Here is an 18,978-nt window from a genome sequence, read left to right as displayed (position 1 = left end):
AGATGTCAAAAAATTATATCCAAATTGATCCCCATGATAATATTGTAGTAGCTATATCCGATTTAAAAAAAGGTTATAAAGCGACAATCAACAATAAAGAAGTAATTCTTAAAGAAGATATAAAATCTAAACATAAGTTTGCCCTGAACGACTTTAATGTAGGCGATGAAATTTTTATGTATGGTGTTTTAATTGGTAAAGCTACTCAGACAATTGAAAAAGGAATGGCAATTACCGCCATAAATTGTAAACATACTTCTAAAGAATATCAAGACTCCAAAAAAAAATACTCATGGAAAGCACCAGATATTTCTAAATTTAAAAGCAGTATTTTTAATGGTTATCACAGAAAAGATGGAAGCGTAGGTACCGCAAATTATTGGCTAGTAATTCCTTTGGTTTTTTGCGAAAACAGAAATATAGATGTTATTGAAAGTGCCTTGGCAGAAGCTTTAGGCTATCAAACTAAAAAAGATTTTACTGTAGATACTCATGTTTTAATTGAACAATATAAGAATGGAGCATCAGCAGAAGTTATTTTAAATACCCCTATTGTTACTCCAAAAGAGGAGCTGAAAAGGAATAGATTATTCCAGAATGTTGATGGTATAAAGTTTTTAAAGCATAATGGAGGTTGTGGTGGTACTCGTCAAGATTCTGATACACTTTGTAATCTGCTGGCAGGCTATATTACTAATAGTAATGTTGCAGGAGCAACTATATTGAGTTTGGGCTGCCAAAATGCACAGATTTCTATTTTGCAAGATGCTATAAAAAAGAAAGATGCCCATTTTTCTAAATCTATTTATTTTTTAGAACAACAGAATAGTAAAAGTGAACGCAGTTTTATAGAACAAGCGGTAAAACAAACGTTTATCGGTTTAACCGAAGCAAATAAAATTAAGCGTAAACCAGCACCTTTAAGTAAATTAATTTTGGGCTTAGAGTGTGGTGCGTCAGATGGTTTTTCAGGCATTTCTGCAAATCCGGCCCTTGGCCACACTTCAGATGTATTAGTTGCTTTAGGCGGAAGTGCTGTTTTGTCAGAATTTCCTGAACTCAATGGTGTAGAGCAAGAATTGATTAATAGATGTGAGACTGTAGAGAATGCTAAAAAGTTTACTTATATAATGGATTCTTATGCTGCGACAGCAGTTGCGGTAGGTTCTGGGTTTGAAAACAATCCATCACCCGGTAATATTAAAGAAGGTTTGATTACGGATACCATGAAATCTGCCGGAGCGGCAAAAAAAGGAGGCACTTCACCAGTTGTAGATGTGTTAGACTATGCAGAAAAAGTAACAAAACCTGGGCTCAGTTTGTTATGTACACCAGGAAATGATGTTGAAAGCACAACGGGCTTGGCAGGATCTGGTTGTAACATTATTGTTTTTACAACGGGTTTAGGTACGCCAACGGGTAATCCAATTGCACCAGTTTTAAAAACTTCAAGTAACACTGAATTATATAAAAAAATGAATGATATTATAGATATAAATGCGGGTACTGTAATAACAGGTGAAGATACAATTGAAAGTATGGGTGAAAAAATACTGAATTACATTATTAAAGTGGCTAGTGGTGAAGTGTTGGTCAAAGCAAATTTAAAAGGACAAGATGATTTTATCCCTTGGAAAAGAGGTGTTTCTTTATAAATGAAAAATCTAAGCAGAGAAATAATAAAAGCGAATACTTACCCCAATAAAATAATACAATTTGGCGGAGGTAACTTTTTACGTTGCTTTGTAGATTGGATGGTTCAGGTTTTAAACGAAAAGACAGATTTTAATGCTGGGGTAATAATTGTAAAACCCACAGAGCAAGGAAATTATAAAGAATTAAGACAGCAAGACGGATTATTTACGGTGGTTTTAGAAGGGATCAAAAACGAGAAATTAGTTGAAGAAAAAAAAGTGATCGGTTGCGTACAAGAGGTCATAAACCCATACCCAGAATGGCAAAAATACTTGAGTATTGCTAAAAATGAAAACCTTCGTTTTATTGTTTCTAACACTACGGAAGCCGGAATAAAATTTAATCCTGAAGATAAGTATAATGATAAACCACCCCAAGAATTTCCTGCTAAGTTGACAATTTTAATGCACCAAAGATTTCAGTGTTTTAATGGAAACTTATCAAAAGGCTTCATCATTTTGCCATGTGAATTAATTGAAAATAATGGTGAAGAATTACAAAAGAATATTCTTGAGTATGCTGATTTATGGGAGCTTGGTGATAAATTTAAAAATTGGATTTTGAAAGCTAATCTTTTTTGCAATACTTTGGTAGATAGAATTGTTTCTGGATATCCTAAAAACAGAATAGTTGAAATAGAAAATAAATTGCAGTATCGCGATAGATTAGTTGTTGCAGGAGAAATATATCATAGTTGGATAATTGAAACTCAAGACTCAGAAAGCATAAAAAAAGAATTACCTTTTGATAAAACTGATTTAAACGTAAAATTTGTTACTAATCTTCAAAATTATAGAACACTAAAAGTGCGAATTTTAAATGGGGCACATACCACCTTAGTACCTGTAGGTTATCTGTCCGGAATTGATAAAGTACGTGAGAGTTTAGAGGATGTAAGTGTGGGGAAATTTTTAAAGGAAGCCATTTTTAATGAAATTTGCCTTACATTAGATTTTTCTAAAAAGGAATTAGACCAATTTGCAAATGATGTATTGGATAGGTTCAAAAACCCTTATTTGGAGCATGAATTGATGAGTATTTCCTTAAATGCTGTTGCCAAGTACAAAACAAGGGTTTTGCCTTCTGTTGTAGAATTTATTAAAAGAGAAAATGCTTTGCCAAAAAAGTTGTTATTTTCTTTAGCGGCACTCATTGCTTTTTACAAAGGAGATCGATGTGGAGAAAAAATTGCTCTAAAGGATGATAAAAAAGTTTTAGATTTTTTTACCAATCTCTGGGAATTACATGATAGAGGAGATTTAGAAATAGAAGACCTTACAAAAAAGGTTTTGGCAAATGTTGATTTTTGGGAGGAGGACTTAAATAAATATAAAGGCATACGGTTAGTAATTGTTGACCATCTCAATACTATTTTGGATAATGGGATGAGGGTGGCCTTAAACAATTTTGAACAACAAACGACTTTGTGATTTTGTAAGAAAATTTTTGTGGATAAAGATTACCAAATAAACAATCAGAATGAATTTAAACTTAAAAAATAAAATTGTTGTAATAACTGGAGCTGCAGGCTTGGAAGGAAGTATCGGGGAGACCATCTTACAGCAATTGGTCAATGAAGGTGCCATACCGGCCATTATTGATAGAAATGAAAGGGGCATTGAATATGTTAAAGAAATTCAAGCCAAAGGTATTGATGCTATTTTTTGCCAAACTGATGTTACTAAACCTAATGAAATTAAGAATGCTGTAAAAGCCATTACTGAAAAGTACAACAGAATTGATGTTGTAATAAACAATGTGGGTGTGAACGATGGGGTAGGATTAGATGCTACTTATGAGGAGTTTATGAGTTCATTAAAACTGAATATGGTAAGCTATTTTTTAGTGGTAAAATATGCTTTACCTTTTTTAAAAAAATCAAAAGGAAATATTCTTAATATTGGTTCTAAAGTAGCTTTGACAGGGCAAGGAGGTACTTCTGGTTATGCGGCATCTAAAGGTGGGGTACTCGGACTTACACGTGAGTGGGCAGTTGATTTGATTAAATTCGGAATACGCTCTAATGCTATCCTAATTGCTGAAAGTTGGACACCTGCCTATGATACCTGGATTAAAACCCTAGAAAATGGAGAAGAAAAATTAAAGGAGATTGTAAAAAAAATCCCTTTAGGACATAGAATGACAACTCCGTTAGAAATAGCTAATACTTGTTTATTTACAATATCAGAAAAATCATCGCATACAACCGGACAGTTTATTTTTGTTGATGGCGGATATGTTCATTTAGATAGATCGTTACTGACTGAATAAATCAACTATTAAAATAAAACATTTTACACCCAATTTTAAAACCACACCTAATTATGAGTACAACAAACAAAATACCAGTAGTATCTAAAAAGATGCTTATTCCGTTTATATTGGTTACTTCCTTATTTGTTTTATGGGGATTTGCAAATGCCGTTACTGACCCCATGGTAAAGGCATTTCAAAAAGTATTAGAGCTTACTAACTCTGAAGCAGCCTGGGTGCAGATGGCATTTTATGGAGGCTATTTTTGCATGGCATTACCAGCAGCGATGTTTATGCGTAAATACTCCTATAAAGTTGGTATTTTAATTGGGTTGGCATTGTATGCCACTGGGGCATTGTTGTTTTATCCAGCCGCACAGTCAGAAAGTTTTTTATTTTTTTGTTTAGGGTTATACGTCTTAACGTTCGGATTGGCATTTTTAGAAACGGCAGCAAACCCCTACATATTAGCAATGGGGGCAAAGGAAACTGCGACGCAACGTTTGAATTTGGCTCAAGCTTTTAATCCAGTAGGGTTGATTGCAGGTGTATTGGTAGCACAGCAATTTGTATTGAAAAATTTACAATCTGACGATATAGATGATTTTAGTGCATTGGATGAGGCTTCTAAGGTTTTAGTGAAAACTTCAGATTTAATGGTAATCAGAAACCCATATGTTATTTTAGGGTTAGTTTTAATTGGTGTTTTTGTGCTATTCGTAGTTAGCAAAATGCCACAATCAAAAGATGAAGGCAGTATGCCTAGTATTGTAGATACTTTTAAAACACTCGGAAGGAATAAAAAATACGTATTAGGTGTGTTAGCTCAAATCTTATATGTAGGAGCTCAAATTATGTGTTGGACCTACATTTATCATTATGCCGAAGCGATTGGTATGGATAGCGTTACCGCAGGTTACTACCAAATAGCTGTTTTTATAATATTCTTCATTGGTCGTGCTATTGGTACTTATATGCTCCGTTTTATAAGTTCAGGTAAACTGCTAATGTATTTTGCAATATTTTCATTATTATTCTCTCTTGGAACAATGTTTATAGAAGGAATTGTAGGTCTATATTGCTTGGTATCTATATCTTTCTTTATGTCATTAATGTTTCCAACCATATATGGTATTGCATTGGGCGATTTAACAGAAGATCAATCTAAAGTGGGTTCCGCAGGTTTAATTATGGCTATTGTAGGTGGAGCCTTAATGCCAAAATTACAAGGAATGATAATAGATGCTGGAGGTAACGGAGTTGCAGATACTACGATAGCTGGGGTTTCAGAGGTAAACTTCTCTTTTATCTTGCCTTTGGCTTGTTTTATCTATATTGCTTGGTACGGTTATACTGTTTTTAAAAAGCACGAAACTAAAAATGTTGCATAAAATCATTTAACATGAAAAGACACTGTTTAGCATTAGATTTGGTAGATGATGAAAAGCTAATAAAAGCTTATGAAAATTATCACAAAGAAGTATGGCCTGAGATAATTCAGAGTATTAAAGAATCGGGCATTTTAGATATGCAAATCTATAGAGTTGGCAATCGTATGTTTATGATTATGGAAGTAGATGATAGTTTTTCTTTTGAAAAGAAAGCAGCAATAGATGCCAAATATCCCGAAAATGAAAAATGGGAAGAATTAATGTGGAAGTATCAGCAAGCACTTCCTATGGCAGAACCGGGAGAAAAGTGGATGTTAATGAAGAAGGTATTTCAGCTTTAGCATTTTTTGATAAATAAAAAAGCCAAAAATCGAAAAAAATCTTTGGCTTTAATAGTCGGGGCGAGAGGATTCGAACCTCCGATCTCTGGTCCCCCAGACCAGCACTTTAACCGGACTAAGCTACGCCCCGAAATTGGTTGGCAAAAATAGAAATATTATCCAATATCATCTTCTGTATCGTCTAAAATTTCAATACCGTGCTGTAAGACAATAGAATTTGGTATGGTAATATTTTCCCCTTTGTCGGTTTTCATAAAAACAAAAAATCCAGAAATGTCCATTACTGTGCCTACCCAATCATAATCTTTGTTAATAATTCTTATTCTGTGGCCAATTCTTACAGGATGACTAAAAAACAATATAACGCTAGCAGTAAGGTTAGATAAAATAGACCATTGTGCAAAAAAGCCAACACCCAATACCGCTAAAATAGAAGATATAAAAACAGTAAATTCCCTAGGTTTTACACCCCAAATAATAGCGATAAAAACAGCAAAGAGTATATATAAAATTAAATAGTGTAAATTTAAGATAACTTTTCTTCTATTTAAGTCTATAGCTTTTAGAAGTGTAAATTTTCTAATGGCTAATTTTATCAATTGACCTATTATTAGTAATATAGCAATTAAAGCTATAGTTGATAGTATTTGATATTTATAAGTAATTATCATTCAATAATTAATTTAAAGTAAAATACAAAATTAATAATAATGAAAATAGTACTGATATATTTATAATTATTGTTGTCAAATTGGTTAGCATCTTTTTTAAATTTCCGAGAGTAGTACTTATGGTTTTCTAAAAAGATATGTTAAATCAAAAAAATTATATGAAGCTAAAGCTCTTTTCTTTATTTGCGTTAACTATATTAATACCGTCTTAAAAAATTTCACCAAAGCCTATATATAAAGATTTTGTGAACAAAATTTGAAACTAATATTTTTTTTACAAGTAATTTGAAGTTCCACCACATGGCATAGCTTCAAAAGCGGTAAGTTTAATATCGAATTTATCGTAATACGCCTTTGAGGCTTCTTCAACAAAATTAACTACAATATCTTGATGTATAATGTTAATGGTACAGCCACCAAAACCACCGCCCATCATTCTAGCACCGATAACTTCATCATAATTTTTAGAAAAATCAACTAAAAAATCTAATTCCGGGCAACTTACCTCATAAAGATGCTGTAATCCATCATGGGTTTTATACATATATTCGCCGAGTTTATTGAGTTGACCATTTTTTAATGCCTCAGCTGCTTGTAAAACACGCTCTTTTTCTTCAACTACGTATTTACATCTATTAAAGATTACTTCTGAAAGTTCGGTCTTAAATTCATCTAACATTGAACAGGAAACATCGCGTAAAGAATTTACGTTAGGATATTTTTGCTTAATGATTTCCACTCCTTGTTCACATTGGCCCCTACGAACATTATATTCCCCCGAAGCCAAATTATGAGAGACATTAGTATTCAATAACAGTATTTTATAAGGTTCTATTTTAATGGGTACATATTGATAATCCAACGATTGGCAATCTAAAAGGATTATGTGATCTTTTTTGCTCATTACGGATGCGAACTGGTCCATAATTCCACATTTAGTACCTACATAATTGTGTTCCGCTCTTTGTGATAATTCTACAATGGTTTGTTTAGACAACTCTAGATTAAATAATTCATTCAAACCAAATGCCAAACCGCATTCTAAAGCTGCCGAAGAACTAACACCTGAACCAACTGGAATATCACTATCCAACACACAATCAAATCCTTTTAATTTATCAGATAATTGTTGTAATTCATGAATAACGCCTAAAATATAATTTTCCCATTGTTTGTCGCTTTTACTTACGGCGTCCAGTTCAAAAGTAAAACCTACATTAAAATTATTACTATGTATATTACAAGTGTTTTGACTACCATTTTTATTGAATTTAAACTGAATTTTTTTATCAATAGCAGTTGGCAGAACAAAGCCATAATTATAGTCGGTATGTTCTCCAATAATATTGATTCTTCCTGGAGAATCTATAATCAAATCCCAGTTAACTGAATTTATTTTCATTTGGTTATATCTTTTTTAAGTTTTAAAAAAACTATCAATGTTTCATTATTTATAAAGAGTATATATTACAGATTTATTTTCAAAATACCTTTTTTAATGCTAAAATTTTAAAAATGGTTGTTTCGGCAAATTTGAGACTTTTATAACAACTACTAATATTCACTAATATGCTTATGCACATCAATTTATAGTTTTTTGATACGGAGCAATATACCTTTTCCATTTTTGTTATTAATAGAAGATTTTTAATAAATAATAATGAGTAAAGTAGAGTTGTAAGATAAAAGAAATTCTAGCGAATAAAGATTTAAAGGACTAGCTAATATAATAAAAGAAACTTTACAACTTATTCGAAAATTAAAGACAACTAGATAATTAGGTCAATACTAAAATTACAAATAGAAAAACTTAGTGAGATATTGATTAAAATGTACATACCATAAATATTCTCTAAACATCTTTTTCGGATGGGTAGGATTATTTTTGTTCTTACTTCTTTCAACACGTTTAAAATCTTTATAAAACAAAAAAACTTTTCATTGAAAATGAAAAGTTTTCTTTTGTCGGGGTGGCAGGATTCGAAATTAAAACCTATTCCCTTATATACCAGTATTTTATTTCTCTATTTTAAAAATAGGACATCAATTAAGACATCAAAGTGAGCGTTTTAAGCTTTCTAAGTGACAAATCTAATCAATTGATTTTAAATGACATCATTCGGAAACAAATTAAATTTGACTTTTAAATAATTGTCTTTTGAGTAAGAAGTTATAGTATATATACAATATTACCGAAATATAAACGTCGCAAAATATTTCTCGAAAAAGGGACGGCATAAACCGTTCGTTGCTCACTATTTATCCCGTTTCCTTTACGCTCCAAAATTTTGTCTTCCGTTTGCGTAATGCTCAAATATTGTTTAATCTTTAAAAATTTTAATTATGCAAAAATTAGCAAAGCAAAACGGAACAGCAAAAAAAGAAAATGCAACCGTTAAGAAGGAAGTACAAAAGAAGTTAACTGATGACGCTATCGGAAAAACCGTTGTCCATGAAAAGGCAATTATTGCCAAAAAACCAACAATCAATTTGGATGACCGAATCCAAAGATTAGAGAAATTGAAAGGTTTGGCAGCAAATCGCGAACGACTAGCTCAAACGTTGACCGAACTTACAAAGTTCAATTACAATCAGGATGGTTCAGGTTCGTTTTTCCTTAAAGATTCCCGTAATCTGGAATTCAAGACGACCAATACGAATTTGATAAAGTTGGTAACAACTCATTTACAGTCCACATTGGAACAGCGTAAATCTGAAATTGAAGAACAGATTGTACAATTTGAACTGTAGTTAATTTTTAAAATTTCTTGAACAATGAAAACCTGCTCGAAAGAGTAGGTTTTCTTTTTTTAATCAGGTCTGTTAATTGACAGACCATAAATCAAATAGTATGTATTTACAAAATTTACAACAAGATGAGATTTTCGTTCCATCGGAAATAAAATCTTTACAAAGTATTACGGGAATCACACCGAGAAGAGGAATGGAAAATGCCATTATTTCCAATGGCAAGATTGTTAATGTGGTATCAAAGAGGTATGGTCATATTCCAAATGAACTCTTTTTCAATAAAGCCGAGCAGCTATTGATAGATGCGAATCTAAAATATTATAAACGTACAATAAATAGAAACGATAGGTCATTTATAACCGATTTTATAATCGAGAATGATAATCAGTTCTCGTTAAAGAATGCACAGGATAAGATTTTACCTATGTTACGTTTTAAAAACTCCTACGATGGAAGTGAAAAAACTTCTGGACATTTTGGGTTTTATAGAGAAGTATGTACAAATGGACTTCATGTATCACAATCAGAAATAGCTTTCTCAATTAGACATACGAAAAATAGTGTCAATATGATAATGCCCAGCCTTAATCTATTGTTCGATAAATTTTTAAATAACGAATATTACCAAGTTACTCGAAAATTTAAAGAAATGGAAGAAATTGAAATCATTGACACCAAGGCATTCGTTAAGGAAATTCTTAAAAGCACAAAACTGTTCCGATATGAATGTAGTGATAAGAACGAAGACCCATCAAAAAAATCACGTGAGGTTATTGATCTAATTGAAAACGAACTAATTCCGATTTACTCAAAACCGAATTTATGGGTAGGTTACAATGCTTTCAATTGGATGCTTCATAATACCTTGAAAAAAACCTTTTCACAACAAGAAAAATTGGATAAAAGATTGTTTGATGAAATATATGCCAAGGTTTAAAGAAAAATTGCAAAAGGTTTCTCCAGAACCTTTCAAAACTGGAGTTTTAATTATACTACAGCCATACTATTTCGTTCAGCACATTGTCGCTCCTCCCGATTGCTATCGGGAGCATTTCGGACAAAGAGCTTCTCTATAAAAAAAGTCTTAAACATCCTTCTGAAGTTTATAATCTTCAATATATTTTTTGTTCCTGTGTTCATTATTGGATTGAATATCGAACCTTATAAACTTCAGAAGGAAGTTCGCTTTTCAGCGGAAAGCGAAACACATTATTTTCTTAACGAAATTCTCAACAAAGCCTTCTTTAGTCTTTGTCGAGAGTCCCTAAAAATTAAGTATTTGGCTCACAATTTTAAGGGGTTTATAATAGATGAAGCCTTTATTGTTTTTCGGGACAGCGAAAAACAGGCATGACATAACCAATTCTAAATTAAATCCATTTGTTCTATTCGCTTAACTGTCGGTAACGCTCTCGTCACAAATGGCTTTAAAAGAATTGCTAATGCCGTTATGGAACTTGTAAAGACTATACAAAGTTTTAGAAAAAAATAAGGTTTCTACTTCCCTGAAAATCCAAGGATTTTACTACGTCGCAGACTCACCTGATTTGTTTTCTAAAAGTCTTGACAAAACCCACTTCATCTATTGTGCTCTGCACGAAAGAAATCATACAAACACCCCTTAAAATTGATTTCGGTTTAAATTAAAAAGGGGAATTATTAATCATTTAAATCTTTTATTATGAGCACAATTAAAAATCATGTACAGTTAATCGGAAATGTTGGACAAGAACCAACCATTACGAACCTTGAAAGTGGCAAGAAAGTTGCCCGCTTATCATTGGCAACCAATGAGAACTACAAAAATAGCAAGGGAGAAAAACAAACGGAAACCAATTGGCATACGGTCATAGCATGGGGCAAGACTGCGGACATTATCGCAAAGTTTGTAAACAAAGGTAAAGAAATTGGTGTCGTAGGCAAACTAAAGACGAGAAGCTATGAAGCCAAAGATGAAAAACGATACGTAACGGAGATTATAGCCAATGAAATCTTACTATTAAACGAAAAGCCCAGTAAGTAAGAACCAAAAATAAAAGAGGGTGTTACTGTGGTAAGATGCACCCTCTTTTCATTATTAATCCTAAAAAAGAAAAACAATGAAATCGAAGATTCACGAATTCCAAAATAAACATTCAGCTATGAGTAAAGACAAAGTTAATGAAATACAGATAAGTTATAGAGAAAAAGTAGGAACTTTAAAATCAAAATCAGTAAATAGTTCTGATGAAGTTGCCCAGCTACTTTTTAAAAATTGGGACAGAAAAACCATTGGTCTGCACGAGACATTTAAAATTCTATTATTAAATAATTCCAATAAGATAAAGGGCATATTTCCGCTATCGTATGGCGGAATAACGGGAACGTTAGTAGATATAAGAATTCTGTTTGGCATTGTGCTTAAAACATTATCGGTTGGGATTATATTGGCACATAACCACCCAAGTGGTACTTTAAAACCAAGTGAAGCGGATAAAAAGTTAACACAAAAAATTAAAAAGGCTTCTCAATTATTGGATGTTAAAGTTTTAGACCATATTATCATTACACCCAATGGAGAGTACTTTAGTTTTGCTGATAACGATTTGTTATAATTCAAAATTTATGTTATGATTTACTTGAATTACAACAACCTCGATGATAATACCCAACAACGTTTACTATTGGAATCTAAGGAAGATATCGAACGTAAATTTGGGAATGACCTTAAAACCTTTGCCAAAGAACATCATTTAAATTATAATGATGTATTGGAAGAGGAAGCGATTAAAAATCTGTATTCTTATCAATACGTTTTTAACATCTAATTTGATTTGAACCAAGAAAAAGCCTTTGAATATTCAGAGGCTTTTTTATTGTTTTTTTTGAAAAATAAACACATTCAAATAGAAAAACCTGACGTCTTTATTTGTAGATTTTCACTAATTCCTACAATTTGTTATCAAACCGAACTGTTTCAAATCATTCCGCGTTTTCATTTTTAAAGTAAATAAAATACCTTTAAAAAGCGACCGAAGATATTCGGTTGTTTGAAAATTTTGCCCCGAGAACTCGGGGCGGAATGGAGAAGCAAGAGGGTAGCGTGCTAAAGCAACGCTACAGTTTTATTTTGCTTCGAAAAGCCATATAAAATGGAGGTTTTGATATAAATTAAGGTTCGGAATAATTTAAAAAATTGTCACAATTCCTTTGAAAAGCCTTGAAAACATTGAAAAAAATTGTCACAATGCACATAGGATCAGATTGAAAAATGGATGACTTTAAAGCGGTACGGTTAAAAAGAAAAACCCTGTCAAGGTTCAAACGATTTTCCAAAAAGGTATCAAAATCCTATTCGGAAACCTTGGAAACCGTCATTAATTTTTTTGAGTGGCACGGCTTTATGCCCGCTGATCGATTTGAACGGAGTATGGTAGAGGAAATCGTAAAAAACAGAAAACGGACCGATGCGATTATCGCCATAATCAAGAGCATAGAAAAGGAACAGACCAAACCGACAACGGCCATGCTCATGTCCTTATTTGAAGAAAACCTATCACAAACAAAGGAAGAACCTATACTCATTGAAAAAAAGTTTGCAGATAATCCTATGGATAAACAATTACAAAACACACGGATTGAAGAAGCCACCGTGCCCAAAATCAGATATGAACGATTGACCGAGAAAATGAATTTGGTAAAACAAGATTTTTCCAATGTGCTAGATAAGGTCAAAATAGTTAAGAGCAATTTTGGCAAGAACTATTTGAAATTGGAAGTCACCGAAGCAGAGCTTATAAAATTGAAACGAACGTTAAAAAATTTATAGAAAATGTATATCGCTATTACCAAACAACAATCCGGTATGAACTATAAAGGAAGTGTCCGTGATTTTGTCAATTATCTGGAAAAGGAAAATCAGGATAAAAGCATAGAGCTTCAGGAACATTTTTTTGACCAGTACAACGACAATATAAGTTCTGAAGAAGTAATTGCCGAAACCGATGGCAATACGGCCAAGCTTTCCAAAAAGGATCCTAAATTTTATTCTTTGGTGGTCAGTCCAAGCCAACGAGAATTAAAACATATAAATAACAACCCTGAACTATTGCGAAAGTATGTTCGGGAAATCATGAAGGATTATGCGAATGCTTTTTATAGGGATCAAAAAATTACGGTGGACGATATTAAATACTATGCCAAGCTTGAGCATGAACGTACTTATAAAGGACAAGACAAAAAGATTCAAGAGAACCAACCCTATGCTACGAAAATACTCCAGCTCAAAACTAAAATAAGGGATATTCAAGAAGGGGCATCAACAGGAAATATCAAAAAATTGGAAAGAAAAATCACCCAACTGGAAAAAGAAGCCCCACACCAACAACAGGGCAAACGCATTGTGAGAGGAGTGCAAAAAGAAGGTTACCAAAGCCATATCCATATTATTGTCAGTAGAAAGGACAACACCAATTCGTTTAGCCTATCCCCAGGATCAAAATATAAAGAATCAGAAACTATCTTAAATGGCAAAAAAGTAAAACAAGGATTTCATAGGGAAAAATTTTATAAAGCCGCGGAGAAAAGATTTGACACCACCTTTGGCTATAATAGGAATTTTATAGAAAGTTATAGAGCCAAAAATATGTTTATAAAAGATCCCAAAACGTTTTTTGCCACACTTGTGGGCTTACCATCGAACGAAAAACAAATGGCTTTTAGATTGCTCTATAAATCAGGAGCTAATATTCCCAACATACCTACCAACAAAGTGCAACTGGCATTTAAAGCATTTATAAAGCTTAAAAAAGGCGTTGGAAAGATGATAAACTCAGGGTCAATAGGAATTTAAGACTAATTTTTCAGAACGTAAATTATGGAAGAAATCTACAGCTTGATCTTATATGGTTTAACACTATGCTGTATATCTTATCTAATTATAAGATTTGTACGTTACGGTTTTTTTCTGATGTGTCTATGTATAATCGGTATATCATTGATTGGGTATTATGCTCTGGATTTCTCTTCATTTATGAAGATGCTTTTATATATAATTATTCCGTTTTTGTTCTTAAATGTTTTGTTGTATGTCTTTTTTGCCAAAGATGACATCACTAAGAGTAAGAATGAAGAATTTAGGGTGGTACTCAATACAAAAGGTTCACGTTTTGTATTAGACAATATCCGAAGGGGAGTCTCTATTATTGGAGCGGCAGGGAGTGGTAAGACCGAAAGTGTGGTCTATAATTTTTTACAACACTTTGGCAAAAATGCTTTTTGCGGGGTCATGCACGACTATAAGAATTTTGAAATTACCGAAATGGCATATCCTATATTTCAGAAAAGCAGTACTGATTTTTATATTGTTTCATTTGATTCCATTTACCACAGAGTGAACCCCATTGCTCCAAGGTATTTACCAGATGAAGAAAGTGTCTATGAAATTTCAAAGGTTTTGTTAGAAAATTTGTTGGAATTAAAGGAATCAGATAATAACAGTACTTCTCGATTTTTTAAGGATGCCGTGGAAGGCTTAATTGGTGGTTTGATATGGAGGCTCAAAACAGATTATAAGGACTACTGTACCATCCCACATTTAATCGCTTTATACCAGCATTTAGAAACCAAGGTACTTATCACTTTCTTAAAAGCAGATTTAACGGCCAAAGCTATGGCGGATGCTTTTATCAGTGGGGTAGGTTCGGACAGGCAAACGGCGGGAGTAAAAAGTACCTTGGCTAATGCTTTTAAAAAAATCAGCACCAAAAAAATATTTATGGTGCTTTCGGCTGATGATATCCCATTGGATGTCAACAATCCTCAAAATCCAGCGGTAATCTCTATTGTGAATAATCCCAAAAAAGAAGCTTCTTTGTCCCCAGTCATTGCTACCATAATGCACACTATTACCAAACAGATGAGCGAAAGGTATCAAAATCCTTCATTTGTATTGTTGGAAGAAGCCTCTACCATTCGGTTGTTAAATATGCACCGTATTCCGGCAACCTTAAGAAGTTATGATATTGTAACCCTTTATGTGTTACAAGATAAAATTCAGAACGATATGATGTATGGAGATAAACCAAGCCGTGCTATTTTAAGTAATCTATCCTATCAGTTTTTTGGAAAGGCAAATGACCCAGATACCGCAAAGTACTATGAACGTTTTTTTGAGATTGTGAAAAAAGAGACCAGAAGTATCAATAAAGGTTACAACCTCAATTTTGACACTCGTGTTACAAAAGGGGAGAAGGAAGTTGCCAAAACAAGAGCAGATGCTTTTTTTCGACTAAAGCAAGGAGAATTTGTCACTTTTGCGGATGGTAAGGATAAAAGGGTGCAATTTAAATTTCCAAAAATCAAGAAAAGTTTGCCCGAGTTTAAGGAATTTAACGGAGCTAACTTAGATTCTAATTTTTTAAAAATTCATGCTGAAGCGAAATCTATTTTTGAATGAAAATTTTGAGACCCATAAAAACTAACGAGTTACTTTATAACTAACACTAGTTCCACCACTTGGCATAGCTTCGAAAGCAGTCAGTTTAATATTGAATTTTTCAAAGTATGCCTTAGATGCTTGATCAATAAAATTTTCTACGACATCTTGATGGATAATGTTTATAGTACATCCGCCAAAACCGCCTCCCATCATTCTAGCACCAATAACTTCGTCATATTTTTTAGAAAAGTCAACCAAAAAATCTAATTCGGGGCAGCTGACTTCGTACAAGTTTTGTAACCCTTCATGGGTTTCATACATATATTCGCCGAGTTTATCGAGTTGACCATTTTTTAATGCCTCAACGGCATTTAATACACGTTCTTTTTCTTCAACTACGTATTTACATCTATTGAATATTACATCAGAAAGTTCGTTTTTAAACTCATCTAACATAGTATTGGAAATATCACGTAAAGAATTTACTTTGGGATATTTTTGTTTTATAATTTTTACACCTTCTTCACATTGAGATCTTCTTATATTATATTCTCCAGAAGCCAAATTATGGGAGACATTTGTGTTTAGTAATAGTATTTTAAAAGGTTCTATTTTAATTGGGACATATTGATAATCTAAGGATTGACAATCTAATAGGATTACATGATCTTTTTTGCTCATTACAGATGCAAACTGATCCATAATTCCACATTTAGTACCTACATAATTGTGTTCTGCTCTTTGCGATAACTCAACAATGGTTAGTTTGGATAGGCCAAGATTAAATAATTCATTCAACCCAAAAGCCAAACCACATTCTAATGCTGCTGAAGAACTAACACCTGAACCTATTGGAATATTGCTATCCAAAACACAATCAAATCCTTTTAACTTATCAGATAACTGTTCTAATTCGTAAATAACACCTAGAATATAGTTTTCCCATTGTTTATCGCTTTTACTTACGGCATCTAGTTCGAAAGTAAAGCCTACATCAAAATTATTACTATGAATGTTACAGGTGTTTTGACTACCATTTTTATTGAATTTGAATTGAATTTTTTTATCAATTGCCGTAGGCAATACAAAACCGTTATTATAATCGGTATGTTCTCCGATAATATTGATTCTTCCTGGAGAATCTATAATTAAATCCCAATTGTTTGTACTTGATTCTTTTTCTTTCATCTTATAATGATTTTAATTTTTTAGCTACTATTTCAGCTGTAATATCACGTTGCGGCATAGCAAACATTTCGTAACCTACCATAAATTTTTTTACGGTTGCAGATCTCAACAATGGCGGGTAAAAACTCATGTGCCAGTGCCATTCATCATAATTTTTGTTATCCGTCGGTGCTTGATGTATCCCGGATGAATATGGAAAGGAGGTGTCAAAAAGGGCATCGTATTTTTGGGTCAATGCTTTTAACTGTTGTGCAAAATCCAGTTTTTCATTATGGGTCAGCCCAATTATGTTTGTTCGTTGCCTTTTGGGTACAATCATTGCCTCATAAGGCCAAACCGCCCAAAAGGGTACTAAAGTTACAAAATTTTCATTTTGAGAAACAATACGCACACCCGCTTTCAATTCTTGTGCTATATAATCGGCTAGCAAGCTATTTCCGTTTTTCTGGAAATACGCCTTTTGTGAGTTGGTCTTTTTTTGAATCTCAGTTGGAATAGAATATTGAGCCCAAATTTGGCCGTGCGGATGCGGGTTGCTACATCCCATTATAGCACCTTTGTTTTCAAATATTTGAACATAATTAATTTCAGAAGAGCTTCCTAGTTCAATAAATTCATCCTGCCAAGTTTCAACTACTTTAACTAAATCATTTAGCTCCATATCAGGAATGGTTAACGAATGATTAGCGGAAAAGCAAATCACTTTACAAATTCCTTTTTCGCCTTCAGCTTTCAGTAAACCATCGTTAAACTCAAAGAGTGGTGTATTTTCCAAAATAGCCCCAAAATCATTTTTAAAAACATAGGTGTTTTTGTATTCAGGATTAATATCACCTCCCATTCTACTATTAGTTGGACAGAGATAGCATTTTTTATCGTAATCAATAAATTTCTTTTTGCTCGAATCTTCTGTTTTTCCTTGCCATGGTCTTTTGGTTCTATGCGGTGACACCAAAACCCACTCATCGGTTAATATGTTATAACGACGATGAGGGTGTGATTTTAAATGTGATGACATATTTTAATATTAAATAATAAGGTTGATATTTATGCAAATTGATTTTGCAATCTATAACCTAAAGTGAATATTCATTTACTTTGAATCAGCCGTATTTTTAACGGAGGATTCTCTAATTTTTAATTCTCCATTCATAATAATGGTTTCCGGCTCCAAAGATTCATTTTCAATGTGTTTAAGAAGAAGCTCTGCAGCTTTTTTACCCATGTCATATGTTGGTTGTCTAACGCTACTTAACTGGGGAGTTACGAGTTCCGCCATACGGGTTTCGGTAAAGCCCATTACAGCAACGTCTTCTGGAACTCTGTAGCCATTATCTTTCAGCTTTTTTATTGCCCCCATAGCCACGAGGTCATTTTCACAGAATAAAGCATCTGGAAGATCATGATTATAGATCAAATCTTCAACAGTAGCTATTCCTTCATTAGATAATAACCCTGTTTCGATTATCTTATAATTTTCTTCTGAAATTTTGTGCTTTTTTAATGCTCGTATAAACCCATTGATTCGTTCATTAGAAACACATAAGTTTTTATGACCAGCCAAATGGTAAATCTTTTTGTGCCCTTGATATATAAGGTGTTCCGTGACAAAAAAACTCCATTTTTGATTGTCAAAAACAACTTTGGAAGCTGGAAGTGATTTCCCTACTCTGTTCATAAAAACAATAGGATACCCATTACTTTGTTGCTTAAGATAATAATCCATATTTTCACCGTCAGTTGTTGGTGCTATTATTAAACCATCCATCATGTTCTGAATCAAGGTTTTGACATTTGTCAGTTCCTGTTCCTTATTTTCGTCCGACTGCATAACCAAAACTTGATATCCTTCTGATATAAAAACCGCTTGTATCGCGATAATAATTTCCGAATAAAATTCATTTACAAATTCAGGGACTACCACTCCAATGTTAAAAGTTTTTTTTTGGCTTAATTTTTTGGCTATCGGATTTGGAAAATAACCCATTTCTTCTGCCGTTTTTAAAATGAGTTCTTTAGTTTCTTTTCGTATATCATATTTGTCATTGAAAGCCCGAGATACGGAAGAAATAGAAACATTTAATTTTTTCGCTATATCTTTTATTGTAACATGTTTCATTTAGTTCTTTTTAAATACTTTTTATAAAAAATAATAAAATAGAGTTTTCGGAAATTAATTTTATTTCTGATAATTTTCGGAAAATCACAAATATTTATTAGAAATCGTAATAGTTTTGGCAAAATTAATTAAAAAAAAATAAAGTTAAGAA

18 protein-coding genes and 1 tRNA gene are annotated in these 18,978 nt (G+C 32.8%); 13 read left to right on the top strand and 6 right to left on the bottom strand.

What is annotated here, in order from left to right:
- Positions 1–2: 2 nt before the first annotated feature.
- From U5A88_RS10545 to U5A88_RS10525, 5 genes are read left to right on the top strand one after another with little or no spacing between them, the layout of a single operon-like run.
- Positions 3–1,655, top strand: coding sequence for a UxaA family hydrolase (locus U5A88_RS10545; protein WP_354206231.1), 1,653 nt, complete (start codon positions 3–5; stop codon positions 1,653–1,655).
- On the top strand, positions 1,656–3,125 hold the full coding sequence (locus U5A88_RS10540; RefSeq protein WP_354206229.1) for a tagaturonate reductase: 1,470 nt from the start codon (positions 1,656–1,658) through the stop codon (positions 3,123–3,125). It abuts the gene before it with no gap.
- A gap of 49 nt (positions 3,126–3,174) precedes the next feature.
- Positions 3,175–3,966, top strand: coding sequence for an SDR family oxidoreductase (locus U5A88_RS10535; protein WP_354206227.1), 792 nt, complete (start codon positions 3,175–3,177; stop codon positions 3,964–3,966).
- A gap of 53 nt (positions 3,967–4,019) precedes the next feature.
- Entirely contained in the window at positions 4,020–5,339 is a 1,320-nt protein-coding gene (fucP, locus tag U5A88_RS10530; protein WP_354206225.1) for an L-fucose:H+ symporter permease, read from the top strand.
- Between the two features lie 11 nt (positions 5,340–5,350).
- Positions 5,351–5,680 carry an L-rhamnose mutarotase gene (locus U5A88_RS10525; protein ID WP_354206224.1) on the top strand — a complete coding sequence of 110 codons (330 nt, stop codon included), beginning with the start codon at positions 5,351–5,353 and terminating at the stop codon, positions 5,678–5,680.
- Positions 5,681–5,735: 55 nt separating this feature from the next.
- Here U5A88_RS10525 and U5A88_RS10520 read toward each other — a convergent pair.
- From U5A88_RS10520 to galK (U5A88_RS10510), 3 genes are all read right to left on the bottom strand, one after another.
- Positions 5,736–5,810 (bottom strand) — tRNA-Pro (locus tag U5A88_RS10520).
- 25 nt (positions 5,811–5,835) lie between these two features.
- A complete protein-coding gene (locus U5A88_RS10515; RefSeq protein WP_354206222.1) occupies positions 5,836–6,351 on the bottom strand; it encodes a mechanosensitive ion channel domain-containing protein in 516 nt (171 codons plus the stop codon).
- 274 nt (positions 6,352–6,625) lie between these two features.
- Positions 6,626–7,753: a galactokinase gene (galK, locus tag U5A88_RS10510; protein ID WP_354206220.1), complete on the bottom strand. Its 1,128-nt coding sequence runs from the start codon at positions 7,751–7,753 to the stop codon at positions 6,626–6,628.
- 941 nt (positions 7,754–8,694) lie between these two features.
- On the opposite strand from galK (U5A88_RS10510), the gene U5A88_RS10505 reads away from it, so the two are divergent.
- The 8 genes from U5A88_RS10505 (at position 8,695) to U5A88_RS10470 (ending at position 15,538) form a co-directional block, all read left to right on the top strand.
- Complete coding sequence (locus U5A88_RS10505) at positions 8,695–9,102, top strand: hypothetical protein (protein ID WP_354206218.1); 408 nt, start codon at positions 8,695–8,697, stop codon at positions 9,100–9,102.
- Positions 9,103–9,202: 100 nt separating this feature from the next.
- Positions 9,203–10,039, top strand: a complete 837-nt coding sequence (locus U5A88_RS10500; protein WP_354206217.1) for a DUF932 domain-containing protein — start codon at positions 9,203–9,205, stop codon at positions 10,037–10,039.
- A 744-nt stretch (positions 10,040–10,783) separates the two neighbouring features.
- Positions 10,784–11,125 (top strand): single-stranded DNA-binding protein, encoded by a 342-nt coding sequence (locus U5A88_RS10495; protein ID WP_354206216.1) that lies wholly within the window; start codon positions 10,784–10,786, stop codon positions 11,123–11,125.
- Between the two features lie 76 nt (positions 11,126–11,201).
- Entirely contained in the window at positions 11,202–11,696 is a 495-nt protein-coding gene (locus tag U5A88_RS10490; protein ID WP_354206214.1) for a JAB domain-containing protein, read from the top strand.
- A 15-nt stretch (positions 11,697–11,711) separates the two neighbouring features.
- On the top strand, positions 11,712–11,909 hold the full coding sequence (locus U5A88_RS10485; RefSeq protein WP_354206212.1) for a hypothetical protein: 198 nt from the start codon (positions 11,712–11,714) through the stop codon (positions 11,907–11,909).
- Positions 11,910–12,352: 443 nt separating this feature from the next.
- Positions 12,353–12,910, top strand: coding sequence for a BfmA/BtgA family mobilization protein (locus U5A88_RS10480; protein WP_354206210.1), 558 nt, complete (start codon positions 12,353–12,355; stop codon positions 12,908–12,910).
- A gap of 3 nt (positions 12,911–12,913) precedes the next feature.
- The gene (gene mobB / locus U5A88_RS10475; RefSeq protein ID WP_354206209.1) at positions 12,914–13,933 is read left to right on the top strand and encodes a MobB family relaxase; all 1,020 of its coding nucleotides are present in this window, start codon (positions 12,914–12,916) and stop codon (positions 13,931–13,933) included.
- A gap of 24 nt (positions 13,934–13,957) precedes the next feature.
- The gene (locus tag U5A88_RS10470) at positions 13,958–15,538 is read left to right on the top strand and encodes a type IV secretory system conjugative DNA transfer family protein (protein WP_451963205.1); all 1,581 of its coding nucleotides are present in this window, start codon (positions 13,958–13,960) and stop codon (positions 15,536–15,538) included.
- Positions 15,539–15,559: 21 nt separating this feature from the next.
- Here U5A88_RS10470 and galK (U5A88_RS10465) read toward each other — a convergent pair whose 3' ends face one another.
- The 3 genes from galK (U5A88_RS10465) to U5A88_RS10455 form a co-directional block, all read right to left on the bottom strand.
- Positions 15,560–16,708 (bottom strand): galactokinase, encoded by a 1,149-nt coding sequence (gene galK, locus U5A88_RS10465; protein ID WP_354206206.1) that lies wholly within the window; start codon positions 16,706–16,708, stop codon positions 15,560–15,562.
- Position 16,709: 1 nt separating this feature from the next.
- Positions 16,710–17,726, bottom strand: a complete 1,017-nt coding sequence (locus tag U5A88_RS10460; RefSeq protein WP_354206204.1) for a UDP-glucose--hexose-1-phosphate uridylyltransferase — start codon at positions 17,724–17,726, stop codon at positions 16,710–16,712.
- Positions 17,727–17,801: 75 nt separating this feature from the next.
- Positions 17,802–18,827, bottom strand: a complete 1,026-nt coding sequence (locus U5A88_RS10455; RefSeq protein WP_354206202.1) for a LacI family DNA-binding transcriptional regulator — start codon at positions 18,825–18,827, stop codon at positions 17,802–17,804.
- Positions 18,828–18,978 lie beyond the last annotated feature (151 nt).

Source organism: Aureibaculum sp. 2308TA14-22, assembly GCF_040538665.1.
In the GTDB taxonomy this organism is placed as follows: domain Bacteria; phylum Bacteroidota; class Bacteroidia; order Flavobacteriales; family Flavobacteriaceae; genus Aureibaculum.
The sequence above is the reverse complement of the archived record's forward strand: the minus strand, read 5'-3'. Positions and strand labels throughout refer to the sequence as shown.

What these genes read in the sequence shown, in the direction of transcription:
- U5A88_RS10540 (WP_354206229.1), top strand. Translation starts at nt 1,656, where the DNA reads ATGAAAAATCTAAGCAGAGAAATAATAAAAGCGAATACTTACCCCAAT.
- U5A88_RS10480 (WP_354206210.1), top strand. Translation starts at nt 12,353, where the DNA reads ATGGATGACTTTAAAGCGGTACGGTTAAAAAGAAAAACCCTGTCAAGG.
- U5A88_RS10455 (WP_354206202.1), bottom strand. Translation starts at nt 18,827, where the DNA reads ATGAAACATGTTACAATAAAAGATATAGCGAAAAAATTAAATGTTTCT.
- U5A88_RS10490 (WP_354206214.1), top strand. Translation starts at nt 11,202, where the DNA reads ATGAAATCGAAGATTCACGAATTCCAAAATAAACATTCAGCTATGAGT.
- U5A88_RS10470 (WP_451963205.1), top strand. Translation starts at nt 13,958, where the DNA reads ATGGAAGAAATCTACAGCTTGATCTTATATGGTTTAACACTATGCTGT.
- U5A88_RS10460 (WP_354206204.1), bottom strand. Translation starts at nt 17,726, where the DNA reads ATGTCATCACATTTAAAATCACACCCTCATCGTCGTTATAACATATTA.
- U5A88_RS10505 (WP_354206218.1), top strand. Translation starts at nt 8,695, where the DNA reads ATGCAAAAATTAGCAAAGCAAAACGGAACAGCAAAAAAAGAAAATGCA.
- galK (WP_354206206.1), bottom strand. Translation starts at nt 16,708, where the DNA reads ATGAAAGAAAAAGAATCAAGTACAAACAATTGGGATTTAATTATAGAT.
- U5A88_RS10515 (WP_354206222.1), bottom strand. Translation starts at nt 6,351, where the DNA reads ATGATAATTACTTATAAATATCAAATACTATCAACTATAGCTTTAATT.
- U5A88_RS10485 (WP_354206212.1), top strand. Translation starts at nt 11,712, where the DNA reads ATGATTTACTTGAATTACAACAACCTCGATGATAATACCCAACAACGT.
- U5A88_RS10495 (WP_354206216.1), top strand. Translation starts at nt 10,784, where the DNA reads ATGAGCACAATTAAAAATCATGTACAGTTAATCGGAAATGTTGGACAA.
- U5A88_RS10535 (WP_354206227.1), top strand. Translation starts at nt 3,175, where the DNA reads ATGAATTTAAACTTAAAAAATAAAATTGTTGTAATAACTGGAGCTGCA.
- U5A88_RS10545 (WP_354206231.1), top strand. Translation starts at nt 3, where the DNA reads ATGTCAAAAAATTATATCCAAATTGATCCCCATGATAATATTGTAGTA.
- mobB (WP_354206209.1), top strand. Translation starts at nt 12,914, where the DNA reads ATGTATATCGCTATTACCAAACAACAATCCGGTATGAACTATAAAGGA.
- galK (WP_354206220.1), bottom strand. Translation starts at nt 7,753, where the DNA reads ATGAAAATAAATTCAGTTAACTGGGATTTGATTATAGATTCTCCAGGA.
- fucP (WP_354206225.1), top strand. Translation starts at nt 4,020, where the DNA reads ATGAGTACAACAAACAAAATACCAGTAGTATCTAAAAAGATGCTTATT.
- U5A88_RS10500 (WP_354206217.1), top strand. Translation starts at nt 9,203, where the DNA reads ATGTATTTACAAAATTTACAACAAGATGAGATTTTCGTTCCATCGGAA.
- U5A88_RS10525 (WP_354206224.1), top strand. Translation starts at nt 5,351, where the DNA reads ATGAAAAGACACTGTTTAGCATTAGATTTGGTAGATGATGAAAAGCTA.